The organism is Vibrio sp. B172a (assembly GCF_030248355.1).
GTDB lineage: Bacteria > Pseudomonadota > Gammaproteobacteria > Enterobacterales > Vibrionaceae > Vibrio > Vibrio owensii.
This window is the reverse complement of sequence record NZ_JAHGAC010000029.1, coordinates 96,484-110,838: the sequence shown is the minus strand read 5'-3', so window position 1 is coordinate 110,838 and position 14,355 is coordinate 96,484. Positions and strand designations below refer to the sequence as shown.

Sequence of the window (14,355 nt, the reverse complement as noted above, 5' to 3'; positions counted from 1 at the left end):
AGGTCAATACCATCATGGCTAAAAACTCAACTGTAAAAACACACAGTCTTGTAAAAGGTTCAGGGCCTGCTTTAGCAAAAGCAATTAAATCTAAGCACTATAAGTCGGGCTTCAATGAACATTTATGGGCGGATGGACGTTTGAAGGGGGATGACGGACAGTTCGGACTTCAGGCTCACCACATCATAACAACTAAAAACTTAGATACTCCAGACTGGAAAAAATACAGAGAAGCATATGAGTATGATATAAACACCTGGAAAAATGGGGTAATGTTCCCCTCCAAAACGGATATCGCTTGTCAAGTCAATACACACGTCCATAAGTCTGGCCATGGTGGAGGTTTGGACTTCAAGACCGAGCAAGAACAGTTTTGGGAAACAAGTTCAGATCCTGAAAGTGGTGAACTTACATCAATTCCGGTAACAAAGGTCCCTGACCCCATAGCATCTAAGTTGCGGCTGGATGATATAAAGTATATAAAGTCAGTTAATCGAGATATTAAAGGTGTAAAAGAAAGTGCAAGAAGAGGCTATTATTGCAAATCAGGGAATAAAAGGCACTTTCAGTCTGATTTAGACGACGTCTCTGAAGACATTTTAGTGTGTTTAGATAGCTTTTTATATACAATTTCGACTTTTGGTCATGATTACTCTCCGGCAAGTGACATAGGTTGCGCTGGCGAGAGTAATATAGAAAGCAAGAGTAAATCAAGAAGCGCATGCCCAAGTAGATCTTCCAAGCTACCGGAAGAAAAACACAATATAAAGAATGTAAAAGGTAAGACTATGAAACCTAGAAAACTTGAGGTTGGAAAATGAGTGAATATTTTTTTGCAAGAGAGTGTGTCAATTCCCCAATTTACTGTTTTCCAGATGAATACATCGATTCAGTGCCCTTAACGAGTTTTACTTACCCTAAAGCACCTGTTCCCTTGATAGTCGAATTTCTTCCACAAGATGATTATGAAATCCCAGATATACTTGAGATGCCAAATTTCTCGATTAAGAAAAATGAATTTTCGAAATTAAATTTGAATAACATTTTTGGGGTTAATTGGGTCGATATTAAACTTCATGATAAAGGCGAACATGATTTTCTTATGCTACAAGTTGTCAACGAGATTAAGTTGATTGATAGATCTGAAAGTAAGATCAAGAGGTACCGAAAGGACTCTAATGGTGATGAGATGATTAGTGGTATTCTTAATCTTATATTAGATGAAAAACTAATTCAGACTATACCAGTAGATAGAAGACAGATAGTGATAGATCCTGGTTGGTTGAAGTGTGTTTTTTTCCATAAAAGTTTAGTTGAAAAAATAAAAAATTTTAAGCTAGTCGGTGTGGAATTTATACCGGCAGACGGCTATTCAGACTTTAGATAGATGAAATTAAATTTAAATGACTTTTATGTAAATAACAATCCTAAAGTAATATGTATATTAAGTTTATTAAAGAAAATTTAAGCAATATTCTACCAGAAAAAAGACCAGGTATGGTTTTTTCTAACCCTGACTTGTTTATTATTTTTGACAATACTATCCGATTCGTAATTTGGGAAGAAATTTTAGAAAAGTTAAATGAATTTTGGTTAGAAGGAAAAGATACTTGGGATAGTAATTTTGATTTTGGTAGTAATCCTGACGATTATGATAGACAGTTTGATGATTATAAAACAATTGAACTTTTACAATTTCCAACCCTGACAGATTTAGAAGTAGAAGAAAAATATGCTTTTGTTTTTAACGAGAATAATGAATTATATATTAGTGAGAACTTCGTTAAAGACTTGAAGTCAGCTGGATGTGTCGATGTATGGTATGATACCACAGCTCCATATGGCCGTTATTAGACTGCCAGCATTGAAAAGCGTCTCATGGCGCTTTTTCTTTAATACTACGATTGAAGCACCGCTGATGCCTGTTGAATTAAAGAACAAGAATAAAATAAGAACGTCAGAAGTTGTAAATGAGTGATTATTACTTTGCTAGAGAAATTGTTGAAACACCACTTTATGATTTTCCGGATGAATTCTCTTATTCGGTTCCATCCAACGTATTTACATATCCTAATCAGCCAATTCCGCTTGTAAAAAGGTTTGCTCCTACAGAAGATTATTGATGTGTTTTTAATTCCTTCACTAGTAATATCGCCTTATGGGTGTAAGAGAGCAAAGCAAGATAATTACCAAACAATAAAGAGGTATAAGATGGAGTTTTCGGTAATCTCTGAGGACTATATGAGAAGTTCAACGGCATTCCAATGTGTGGATGATCGTGAATTTCTATATAGTACAAATAATTTTCACCCAACGAGTTCGGAGAGTCCAATAAGATGGGAGGATAAAAATGTAACTTCCTCCATGGTTCACCCCATTTCGGATAATGGTGACATATGTGTTACTAAAGAATTTGCAGATCTTGTAATGAGCTTTGATCCTTATGGTGTAGAGTTTTATCCAGCATCACTATCGACTAAAGATGGAGTCATCACCGATCGATACATACTAGCTCTGAATAACATTCAAGATGTTGTCGACTTTGAACGAAGTGTTGTAGAAGTATCACCAAACAATGGGGACCTAATCGTCCACCGATTGTTTCTAAGCCCAGAGAAAATTTTAAAGATCCCCTTCCATAAACGGGTGGTTTATAGGGCTAAAGGAGCTGATACTGCAGTATTTTTCGCTCCAGAAATCTATGATTTGATTAGTAATGATTCAAGATTTTCTCTAGTTAGGAAAATGAAGAAGAATACATCTATGCGTGCACCTAAATTTTAGGGGAAAATAATGAAAGAAGACTATATTATTTTAACAAAGCAAAACTTAACTAACTTCCCATTCCAGCAAACCCCTAAACCAATAGTACCCGTAGAGCCTGACTTACTGATTGAAATGACCTTTTCTCCGAAGCTATTTATCATCAGTGATATCGCATCAGAAGTAGAGAAACTGGTTGTACACGGAGTAGAGTGGTTAGACGCTCGCGTCGATTGTTCTCCAAGCCAACCAACAGATGAACAAATTAAAGTTTACGAAGATTATCGTATGCCTTACATCCATCAAACTTATAAATTGACGGACAAAGAAAAACAATACGGCAAGTTAAACTGGTTAGACATCGAGTCAACAGAGTTTGATTTCTCTAAATTAGAAAATATCCCGTTAGAAGAACGATTAATATTTAAACTAGAAGAAGACTTTGGCTTAGTTTTCATTCACCAAAGTGTGATCGACCTTCTTAAAAAAGACGTCAGAGACGTTTGGATAAGAGATGTATAATAAGCGCCGAAAGGCGCTTTTTCTTTTATTCAATCGGATACAACTCTAACAAATAAATGATGAGAACGTGGCTAATGAATCCACAGTGGTTAGGAAATAATGAATAGAACAACGAAATTAACTTTGCTGTTGGTGGCGGCAACATCGGTCGTCGGCTGTCAAACAATGCCGAATCAAACACCGACTTCTACGGCAACTCAAGAAACTATTGAATATGCGAAAGCCGAACTTGATGGACAGCGTTTCTACAAACTTAATGAATATGACCAAGCGATTGAGGTTTCGGATGACGGGGTCATTGTATTCAAGTCTTACTTACCTCGTAGCGGCGGTTACGAATGGGTACCTATAGTCATTCAGGACAGCAGTTTTTATGTGTCATGCGACTATTTCCGAGAGTTTGTGGATGCAGGAATGGTAGTGCAGGCGCAGTTTGTCGGTAAAGGTGGGCGTATTGAATACTATGATAAAAAACGCTGTGAAGAATACGGCGAGCCCGTTTGGAATTAAAACGTTTCTATTTAAGCGCCTGTCGGCGCTTTTTTACTCTCTACACCCAACTCCCACTATCTGGTACATCAATTAATCGTCTCGACAAAAATAACTCAGCGTAATTGGCGTTGGTTTAAAATGAACCACACTAGGGCAAATGGTACACTGTACTCATATAGATACACTGTAATTTAACGTTTGAACCTCTTCCCCCAAATACCATTTTTTGCGTTCAAACGTTGAGAAATACCCCTATGCGTTTGTCGTTAAACCTCGTGATTGCATCCACGTTTGGAGCTGTTGCTCCTGCCTCTGCTAACTATGATCTAGATTCTTTACTCGAAATGCCATTGTGCTCCTTGGCTGAAACCAAGGTTGTTTCGGCCACTCGAACCTCGCAATCCCTTGCAGATACGCCCGCGTCTGTATATGTCATTACTGCAAAAGAGATTAAACGCTCTGGTGCACGCTCTGTGGCTGATGCGTTATCTTTGGCACCCGGACTGCACGTCGCGAAATACTCCAATTACGATTGGGGTGTGACCGTGCGTGGCAATAACGAAACCCTGAACAATAAAATGCTGGTCATGGTTGATGGTCGTAGTGTGTTTAACCCGATGTCTTCTGATGTGGATTGGGATTTAATCCCCGTCAGTATGGATAACATTGCTCAGATCGAAATTGTCCTTGGTCCAGTTGGCACAGTATGGGGCGGCAATGCCGTAACCGGTGTTATTAACGTCATCACAAAAGAGGCAGAGGGTGCGGCAAAAGGGAAGGTGTCAGCCAGTTTCGGAAACTACGATTACAGTGAATATCAGCTCCATCATGCGGGCTCTGCTGGTGAATACGCAAACTACAGTCTTTACGGCGAGTTCGTTGATCACATGCCTTGGACCAGCGATGAAGCGCGTGTGCAGCCGTTTCAGCATTTCAATGTGTATACCGAGCGCTTCGGTGGTCGTTTGGATTATCAGAAACATGAACATACATTGAGTGTTCAGGCTGGTGGCATTCGTTCCCGTGAAGATTACAACTGGGGCAACTTCCAACCGCATTTCATCATGCCAGGTGCAGAGCCCATGCGTGCTTTTGAAACCGAAATGACGATGCAAGAGTACTTCGTTGGTGGCCATCATATTTTTGATCGCGCCAATGGCGACAGTTGGGAAAACGAAGTTTGGTTTACCTACAGCTCTAACGACAGTACTCATGCTAATGCAAAGTTCTTTAGAACCGATCTTGATTCACATTACACTTTCTCTGATTTATGGGGTACCGAGTTAACCCTTGGCGGCAACGCTCGCCTGATTGATGAGCAATTTGGCACCTTTTCAAAGCGTGATGAGGTGACAATGCCTTATTTACGTGTAGCGGAAGACCCTGATTTTCTGAACCAGTCTTATGGCGTGTACATGAACTGGAATATTCCCGTCATGGACAAGACCAAGTTAACGCTGGGCAACCGTTGGCAATACAATAACCTGACTCATGATATCGATCCGCAACCACAAGTTCGCTTGAGTTATGAGCTTGCAAGCAACCAAAGAATTTGGGCAGGTTGGGGTAAAGCAATAGTGACGCCGTCACGCCTTGAGTTGAGTACTTATCTGCGTGAAAACCAATACATGCAGAACGTAATGTTCAGCGATAACAACTATTACGACTACTACTATAGTACGTTGCTTAAAGGCAATGAAGATCTGGATGTCGAATCTGTATCTACGTATGAACTTGGTTATCGTTTTTGGGATGAACACCGTTTGCAATTCAGCATCGGTGGCTTTTACACCCGACATGAAAACATTCGCGTTTATAAAACTGAATCTGCGACTCAAACCATTATCGCGGAGGGATCATCTCCGGGGACTATTGGCACTGTGGTGGAACAATATACATCGAAGCTGATTGACCCTATATGGAGCGAAAGCTTTGGGGGCGAGGTCGCAGTCAAATGGCAACCCCGCGATGATCTTCAAATCAACGCAAACTACAGCTATAAGCGAATTGTTGGTCATTGTGAAGGTGCCATCTGCTCAAATAATGATGCGGTAAAACGAATGATTGAAAATGAGCCAAACCACTTTGTGAATGCACAAGTAATGTGGGACATCACACCGCAATGGTGGGTAAGTGTCAGTGGTCAATATGTTTCTGAATCGGAACTGCATGAAGATTATGAGTCAGCATTGAATCCAGTGTCAGTTGCCAATAAAGACTACAACTGGCCTGAAGTCGTTTCCTTTGATGCATCTCTAAGCTGGCAGTACAACGATTGTATGCCAGAGATTACCGCGTCGGTCGAGAACTTAGGGGCTGACCAAAGTAAAGAGTTTCCTAACAATTACAACTCTTTTGCTAATGGCACACAGTATTGGTTGACGCTAGATTGGGATTACGCCAGATGGTGAGACGATTCGAAAAGAGTTCGGCCTTTAAGTGGGGCATAACCTTATGGGCATTGCTAAGTGCAACGTTCGCGTTCGGTCAATATGACGATGCCGATTTGAAAGCGGTCTATTTGTACCGATTTGCTTTACTCGCCGATTGGGGGGCAACAGGCAAGTCTATTGCGCCTGTAGAATATTGCGTGTCTGAGAGTGACTCCGTCGCTGAGCATTTAAAACGCATTGTTGCTCGCAAGCCTCAGCTCTCTCGTTACTATGACCTTTCGAGCGATGTAAAGCCGAGTACTTGCCATATTCTTTATATTCCACAGGCGAAGCCGTCCCAGATTGAGACGCTGAGAGAAACTTATCCTCATTCGCTATTAATCAGCAATGGTGAACAGTTTGTTTTGATGGGAGGAATGGTTGCATTTGTGAAAGTGAATAACCGCATCCGCCCTATGGTATCGCGCGGCCATGTGGCACCCACTCAAGTACAGCTTCGGGCACAGTTGCTCAGTATATCGATTCTAGTCGAAGATGGGGTGGTGCCATGATTCGCTCCCGTCTCGCTCGATTACCACTGCGTCACAAAATGATGCTTCCAACTTGGCTTATGATTACTCTCATAGTTATAGGTCTTGGTACGCTTGCCATTCAATACTTAGTCCTAGCCCAAGAAAGCGCGTTAGAGCGTCGTACCAATATTCTTGGTCAGGGGGTTGCGAATACACTTCAAGCAGCTTTGATGTTTGACGATTCATACACCGCGAAAGAGCAACTGATTAACCTGAGTTTTGATCCCGATGTGATCTCGGCGCTGGTGGTGAATCAACATGATAAAACCATCGCATCGATTGAAGATCTACCAAAAGGCTGTGAATGGCAAAGCCGTACCTTGAAGTGCTCGCACCTTAATGTTGTGATGCGTCATTATGATGTGGTCTTAGGTGATGAAAAGCTTGGCGCGTTAGAGATCTGGGTATCGTTAGAAAACTTGCTCATAAACGAGCGCAAAATGTGGTTATCGCTTGGCGTTATCGTGCTGCTGCTGTCTATGTGTGCATGGGCGTTGGCGAAGCTGCTGCATTCGCTTATCTCGTTGCCGCTTTTGTCTCTGCATCGCTCTGTAGAGCATATGAGTAAAGTCGGGGTGATTCGTAAAGCACTGCCTGTTTACCACCAGGATGAAGTCGGGAAGCTGACAGAGTGCTTTAATGAAATGACCATGAGCTTGGCTGAGCGTGAGTCTCAGGTCGCGCAGGTTCTAAAGCGGGTCGAGGACAAAAACCGTTATATACACAGTGCGCTCGATGCAATGCAACGTTGCGTTCTGGTGGTTTCTTCAAGTCATAGGGTGACGTACTTTAACCCGATCGCGTCTAAAGAATTACGAGGCATGGAGGTTAACTCTGAAATCAGACGTTTGCTAGTGAGCCGCTTTGAACCTCTGTCAAAAATTGAGCGTGTGATGTTTGCCATCGACACTCACACGACGGTAAAAGGCGTTGAAGTTCGCAGTTTGGATAAGACCAAACGTTATCTCATCTCTTGTAATCCAATGGACACGGAAAAGAGCAGTCTGATTCAGTTGCAAGACATCACGGAGCAAACGCTTTCCGAGCAACGCCGTAAATTACTGGATCTGATGTTCGATCAAAACCAAGACGCAATCTTAGTGCTTAATCGAGCATTGGGCATTCAAACTCAAAACCACGCCGCGACACAATGGTTTGGTGAAGTGGATGCATTAAAAACGTTAGAGCTTTTATCGCCTTTTGAAGTCACAAAGGCCGTCAAACTGCGATTACTCAAAACTGGGCACTACAAGACGCATGTAGAGCTCAAAAACCAACAAGGGCGCGTGATGCCTTGTGAGTTGAAAGTACGTGTATTGAAGAGCGAAACGGGCCGAGCAGAAGCCTTTGTGGTTTCCTTTACCGATCTAACCATTGATATTGAATTGAAGCGTTTGAACTACCAAGCGAATCATGACCCGCTCACTGGGCTTGCGAACCGCTCTAAAGCAATGCGCCGTCTGCAAGAAAAGCACGATGTTGGTGCTTCTCAGCATATCTTGTTTGTCGACTTAGATGGATTTAAAGCCGTCAATGACAAATATGGTCACGCGATAGGCGATCAACTGCTCAAAGTCGTTGCTCAACGCCTGATGAACTGCGTTGCTCGCAGAGATTTAGTTTCGCGTTTGGCTGGTGACGAGTTTTTGATTGCCGTAAGAGATGCAACAAGTTGTGAGCCAATTGCACAACGCATCATAGAAAGTTTATCCAAGCCATTTCAGTTTGGTGAAGTAACGTGTGACATCTCTGCCAGCATCGGTGTGAGTTATTGGTCGAGAGAAGACGGTTCGACATTGGACGAGAAAATCAATGAAGCCGATATGGCGATGTATCTAGCCAAGAATAACGGGAAAAATCAGTTTCATTGTCTTAATGAAATAGCATGTCTGGTTGAATAATCATCAAGGCCACACTTAACCAGTGTGGCCTTTTTTTCATCACAAGCTGATGTCTAATTATACTTTTTTGTTTATTGTGACGCACGTTATGCTGTTTATTTGTTGTGCAAACAGTTTCGTGTTGATGATGAGATGGTCTACGCAAATGTGTTGTAGTCCAAGGTGGATAATTTTGTAAGAATGTCCTGACGAAATTGAATAAAATCTTTTAATAACAGTAATATAAAAACATTTCTCAAACTGTCGAAGTTTGACATTTAAGCTGTGCAAATTAGTCTGACCTCCCAAGTCGTGGAAGTCGTTATGTTCAGCATTCTAAGAAAAACCGTTGTATTTTTTGCCGCATTCATCGGAATTGCGTCTTCAAACTATTCTCTCGCTGCGGAAGAACCAACTGATGCCGTTGTGGTTGGCGTGATCGCACAAATGTCCGATGACCCTAACGCCGGCATCAAGGTGAACGCCTTCTATGGTATTAACCTAGAGTACCTCACGAACATTGCGAAGGTTCTCAATCTCAAACTTGTTCTGCGCTCTTATGACAACATTCCCGATATCCTCAATGATATTGAAAGTGGCAAGATTGACGGGGCCGTTGGTTTTAGTAAAACCCCTGAGCGTGAAGCCCGATTCATTTTCTCTGAGCCTTTCTTCTCTAGCACCGTCGCTGTTTGGTATCGCGAAAACAGTTACTACAAACGCGACCCTCGAGAACTGCAATGGGTATGCGTGGTAGGGACCGTATATTGTGAGTTCCTGAAAGACATGGGCGCAACCAAAGTTCGCGAAGTTCAAACACGTGCTAAAGCATTTGAAGAGGTGAGAACTGGCCGTGCAAATGCGCTGATCTCAACCTATGTCGCGATCAACCAATATCTAGATCAGAACGACATTGTGAATGGTTCGGTTGATATCCCAAGTTGGTTAAACGAGGAGGATGTGAGCTTTATTACCTCTAAGGAAAACCAAGCGCTTGTCGATAGAATCGACCGCATTCTAAGCTGGGAGCGCAATGGTAAAAACATTCGCTCTGTTGCATCGAAAAATCCTTATCACGTCAACGACAAGTTGCTGGTGGAATATCGCCGTGATCTCAAGAACAAAGAGACCATCACTTACAGCAGTAGTGAAGAGGCGTTCCCGTTTCTGTTCAGAAATGCGCACACTGGTCGTTTAGATGGCTTCCTACCGGATTTTATTGACCTCATTCAATCTAGGACGGGACTCAAGTTTGAGTATTTAAAACCTAGCAGCAGCTTAAACAGTGGTTTGACTGCATTTAGCGCCGACATTGTTCCTGTCGCCTACGTAGATCATGCGCGTTCTTCAGATTGGCTCATCACCAAACCTTTTATGCACAACAACTTTGTCGCGATTGAAGCGCTCGATGTAGACAGTCATCCGCCTCACGATGCGAAATCGGGCATATTAATGAGCCTAAAGAAGCAGGGGTTGGTGAATCTAGATTCATGGAAAGAAGAGCGTTTCACTCGTTACGACGATTTAAAGCAGTTGCTTAGCGATTTGAAATCTGGGGAGATCGATGTCGCCTATGTCCCGGACGACATCGTTCACAGCATGATTGCGCAAGATAATATCGATGGGCTGCTTATCAGTGAAAAAGACGTCCTTACGCTTTCTATTGCTTTTGCTGTAGCAAACCACAACACCAAGTTAAAGAAGATCCTCGACAGCATCATCGACACGATCGATGCCAAAGAGATAGACAAACTCAACCGTACATACCGCAACTTCAACTTGGTATACGGATACGACGAAGAGCATATCTTTACCATCGTGCTGTTTGTCGCGGTGGTGTTCGTCATCTTGCTTGCCATTGTTTACTTCGTTCTGGCTCATCTTAAGTTAAAAGTGAATCTGGCGGAGCTTAACGCGACCAACGAAGAAAAGGAAAAACAGTGGTTGATGGAGATAATCCAAGAGATCAACAGCATTGTCTTTATTCACGGTGAAGACAACCAGATCCAGATGAGCAACTGTTCTTTGTACCGCAATAATCGTTGTAAAGGCTGTACGATTCAAAGTCGAAAAGGGGCGAAACCGCTGGTGGACAACGTACGCGAACTGCGCCAAGTGATTGCAGGAAAGCGTATATCGGATACGACGGCATCTAATGCTTGTAAGCTCGGTATTCAACATGTTTATCGAGAGCGCAAATCGATTCTTTCACCAAGCAGCAAGAAGAAGTTCGTTTTAACCGTTTTACAAGACATCACCGAGCAGAAAGAGCGAGAGTTTGCGCTCATTGATGCCCAAGAAAAGGCACAAACTGCGGTTCGTGCGCGAGAGAACTTTTTGGCGACGATGAGCCACGAATTGAGAACTCCGTTGTCTGCGGCACATGGCTTGTTGGACTTGTTGACCCGTCAGACTAATCGCGAGTCTAGTAAAGAACTCATCACCCAAGCGATGCGTTCTCTTAATCACTTGAACCTACTGGTGGATGAGGTTCTTGATTATTCCAAGCTTGAAGCGGGTCAATTAAAAGTCACGCCGACCAAAACCAATGTGGTGACCACACTCAGTGATGTTGTGCGTAGCTTCGAGCCAAAGGCCGTAAGTAAAGGTTTGGATTACCGTGTGACTTTCAAACCGTTTGTGAATCCTTGGTTGAAAGTTGATGCCGTGCGTTTGGTTCAGATCACCACAAACTTACTATCTAACGCGGTGAAATTTACCACCGATGGTGAGATCAGCGTTAGCATTGCAATGAATGAAGGGCAGTTGATCCTGAAGATTGCAGACACAGGTATCGGCATGACGGAGACACAGCTTGATGGCATTCTTCAACCGTTCGTGCAAGCCGATGACACGATCACACGTAAGTACGGTGGCACAGGGCTCGGCTTGAGCATTGTTGACCGTCTTGTGGAATGTATGGGCGGGGATCTCTGCATCGATTCCCAATTCGGCCTAGGCACGACAATGGTGGTGAAGCTACCAGTGATTTTCTGTGAAGCTGAACCGCAAGCGGCCATTCGTTATACCTTCTCACCAACCTTACCTGCGAATGTGCGTGATTGGTGTCTAGTTTGGGGAATGGAGTCTACGGATGTAGCGCCATGTTTGGCGGGTAAGTTTTCATCTCAAGGCAAATTCCAAGGTCTCAATTTGGTGTGTGGAGAGAACCGAGAATGTGAGCTTTCTCCTTCTGATGCCAAGTACCCCGACACACTTTTGGCGCTGTTAACACAAGATTGTTCATTGAAGCCAAAGCAAACTAAAAAACTCAGTGATGTGTATTGGAAGCACGGTTCTGTTTTGGTCGCAGAAGACAATCCGATTAACCAAAGCGTAATTACGATGCAACTGCGAGAGCTTGGCATTGAGCCTGTCATCGTCAGTAACGGGCTAGAAGCGTGGCAATACGTTAACCGTGACGATCAAGTGATTTTAGTGCTGACCGATTTCCATATGCCAGAGATGGATGGCTTTGAGCTAGTGAAGAAGCTTAAAGCAACACCAGAGCACGCTTCGATCCCTGTAATTGGCGTGACGGCAGAGGATTCTCGCTTAGCCAATGAGCGTGCCAAAAACATCGGGATTGATGACATCTTATACAAGCCTTATGACTTAGAAAAACTCAAGTCGAAGCTGCTGCCTTACCTTGGTCAAGAAAAAGAGGCGAAATGGCCTGAGTGGATCGAGAAGTTCAGAAAGCAAGATGCGCATGAGATTGCGAATGTGTTTAAAAGCTCGATGACACAAGACGTTTCCAACTTAAAACAAGCTGAAAGCAAGTTAGAGAAAAAACGCATTATCCACGGCATTAAAGGAGCGCTCGGTGCCATTGGGGTTAGCATTTTAGCCGAACTGTGTGTTGAAGCAGAGCAGGCGAGCGACGCCGACTTTGAATCACATGTCACTGGCCTGATCGACCGAATCGAACAAGAAATCAACCTCGCAGAACATTGGATAAAAGCTCATGAATAAACCACTTAACGCGATGGTGATTGATGACCATCCACTGCAAATTACACTGTTGAAGCAAATGTTGCTGCGTCACGACGTAGAAGTCGCTTCATTCGATGACGTCGATAAAGCCATTGCACACGCAAAGTTGACGAATATCGACATTATCTTTTGTGATCTGCAAATGCCAAACAAAGATGGCATCGACATGATGGAAATGCTTAACCAGATTGGTTATCGCGGCAAAGTCGTGCTGGTCAGTGCTATGGAGCTGACAATCGTTACAGCTGTACGCGCTATGTGCGAGACGTTCAGTTTTGAAGTACTGGGTAAGTTACTTAAACCCTACGATGAAAGCCAAGTAGTCGAAATGCTGAGAAGATCGGGGCTTGAGCCGGTTAAAAATTCACATTTCCAACAAGATATCTGCGTTCAAGACCAAGAGTTCTTGTTCGCATTGGCTGAGGGTAAAGTCAAAAACTATTACCAGCCTTTAGCAGATGCCAACTCTGGCGAGATTATTGGTTATGAGGCGCTTGCTCGGTGGTTTCACCCGATTTACGGCGTGCTTGCTCCGCATAATTTCCTTTCGATCGTGGAACGCTGTCACTTGTCAGCAGAGTTATTTGATGCAGTGTTTAGCAACGCGTTATACGACATGAAAAATCGCGGACTCAAGCAACATGTGTCGCTAAATGTCGATCATGACAACTTAGAAGATGCGGAATTTGCGAACCAATTTATCGCCCGTTGTCAGGAGCATGGCATCAGTCCAGACCGATTTACGATAGAAATAACAGAGCGAGACACATTTCAAACCAGTCCAGCGCTCTATAAGAACCTACTTAAATTTCGAATGAATGGAGTGACGATCAGTATTGATGATTTCGGTACCGGATCATCCTCGTTAGAAAAGCTTGCTCAACTGCCTTTCAACGAGCTGAAAATCGACCGTTCATTCGTTCAAGGGTTAGTTCATGACCCGAAAAAGAAAAACATAGTGTTAGCGATATGCGCACTAGCAAAAAGCTTAAACATTAGCGTCGTCGCAGAGGGGGTGGAAGACGAGGTGACGCTAGAGGCCATGCGCCAATATACCGTTGATGTGTGCCAAGGCTATTACATCGATAAACCTATGCCATTAGAAGCAATAACGATATTGAATTAAAAGAATGATGAATAAAATGAACTGCTTGATCTTTGATGATCACCCACTGGTTTGTATTGCTATTAAATCCTTGGTCGAAAGCCTAGGCATTGCAAATGAAGTTATGACAGCAACAAGCTCAAAAGACGCACTAAAAACACTGAAAGAATCGGATATCGGTCTGCTCATTTTGGATGTGAATCTTGCGGACTGTGATGGGTACGATTTTTATAAGCGTATTAAATCTCACGGTTTTAGTGGCAAGGTCATCTTCTTCTCTGCTGAGACCAGCCACATGTATAGTCAAATGGCGTTTCGCTCGGGCGCTGATGGTTATGTGTGTAAGTCCGAAAACCATGAAATTTTGAAAGATGCGATAGAAGCCGTAGCGAAAGGGTATTCGTTCTTCAAATTCAAACAAACGGTCGAAGAACATCGAAATGTACCCACGCTATCCAGCCGTGAAAGCGCGGTAATGAAGTTACTACTGCAAGGGAAGAGTAACCGAGATATCGCAGATGTGCTGTCTATCAGTGACAAGACTGTTAGCACCTACAAGCGACGCGTTCTGGATAAGTTCAACGTAAAAAACATCGTTGAACTGGCAAAAGTTGTGAGTACTTAACAGGAGA

12 protein-coding genes are annotated in these 14,355 nt (G+C 43.1%); all 12 read left to right on the top strand.

Annotated elements, in window-relative coordinates; translation table 11 throughout:
* Positions 1-14 precede the first annotated feature (14 nt).
* The 12 genes from KIT90_RS23155 to KIT90_RS23100 all read left to right on the top strand — a co-directional run bounded on the left by KIT90_RS23155 (position 15) and on the right by KIT90_RS23100 (position 14,348).
* Positions 15-821: an AHH domain-containing protein gene (locus KIT90_RS23155; RefSeq protein WP_039988209.1), complete on the top strand. Its 807-nt coding sequence runs from the start codon at positions 15-17 to the stop codon at positions 819-821.
* Complete coding sequence (locus KIT90_RS23150; RefSeq protein ID WP_285378954.1) at positions 818-1,387, top strand: hypothetical protein; 570 nt, start codon at positions 818-820, stop codon at positions 1,385-1,387. Before KIT90_RS23155 ends, KIT90_RS23150 begins: the two co-directional genes overlap by 4 nt.
* Positions 1,388-1,437: 50 nt before the next feature.
* Positions 1,438-1,854 carry a hypothetical protein gene (locus tag KIT90_RS23145; RefSeq protein ID WP_039988835.1) on the top strand — a complete coding sequence of 139 codons (417 nt, stop codon included), beginning with the start codon at positions 1,438-1,440 and terminating at the stop codon, positions 1,852-1,854.
* A 357-nt stretch (positions 1,855-2,211) separates the two neighbouring features.
* Positions 2,212-2,784 carry a hypothetical protein gene (locus tag KIT90_RS23140; RefSeq protein ID WP_046268337.1) on the top strand — a complete coding sequence of 191 codons (573 nt, stop codon included), beginning with the start codon at positions 2,212-2,214 and terminating at the stop codon, positions 2,782-2,784.
* A gap of 9 nt (positions 2,785-2,793) precedes the next feature.
* Positions 2,794-3,285, top strand: coding sequence for a hypothetical protein (locus KIT90_RS23135; RefSeq protein ID WP_285378950.1), 492 nt, complete (start codon positions 2,794-2,796; stop codon positions 3,283-3,285).
* Positions 3,286-3,384: 99 nt separating this feature from the next.
* Positions 3,385-3,795, top strand: coding sequence for a hypothetical protein (locus tag KIT90_RS23130; RefSeq protein WP_285378948.1), 411 nt, complete (start codon positions 3,385-3,387; stop codon positions 3,793-3,795).
* Between the two features lie 236 nt (positions 3,796-4,031).
* Positions 4,032-6,188 (top strand): TonB-dependent siderophore receptor, encoded by a 2,157-nt coding sequence (locus tag KIT90_RS23125; protein ID WP_285378947.1) that lies wholly within the window; start codon positions 4,032-4,034, stop codon positions 6,186-6,188.
* Positions 6,182-6,721 carry a YfiR family protein gene (locus tag KIT90_RS23120; RefSeq protein WP_285378945.1) on the top strand — a complete coding sequence of 180 codons (540 nt, stop codon included), beginning with the start codon at positions 6,182-6,184 and terminating at the stop codon, positions 6,719-6,721. The genes KIT90_RS23125 and KIT90_RS23120 overlap by 7 nt, the downstream gene beginning before the upstream one ends.
* Positions 6,718-8,643, top strand: a complete 1,926-nt coding sequence (locus KIT90_RS23115) for a diguanylate cyclase domain-containing protein (RefSeq protein ID WP_285378943.1) — start codon at positions 6,718-6,720, stop codon at positions 8,641-8,643. The genes KIT90_RS23120 and KIT90_RS23115 overlap by 4 nt, the downstream gene beginning before the upstream one ends.
* Before the next feature lie 303 nt (positions 8,644-8,946).
* Positions 8,947-12,597, top strand: coding sequence for an ATP-binding protein (locus tag KIT90_RS23110; protein ID WP_285378941.1), 3,651 nt, complete (start codon positions 8,947-8,949; stop codon positions 12,595-12,597).
* The gene (locus KIT90_RS23105) at positions 12,590-13,744 is read left to right on the top strand and encodes an EAL domain-containing protein (protein WP_285378939.1); all 1,155 of its coding nucleotides are present in this window, start codon (positions 12,590-12,592) and stop codon (positions 13,742-13,744) included. Before KIT90_RS23110 ends, KIT90_RS23105 begins: the two co-directional genes overlap by 8 nt.
* A gap of 4 nt (positions 13,745-13,748) precedes the next feature.
* Positions 13,749-14,348 carry a response regulator transcription factor gene (locus KIT90_RS23100; RefSeq protein ID WP_032802371.1) on the top strand — a complete coding sequence of 200 codons (600 nt, stop codon included), beginning with the start codon at positions 13,749-13,751 and terminating at the stop codon, positions 14,346-14,348.
* Positions 14,349-14,355 lie beyond the last annotated feature (7 nt).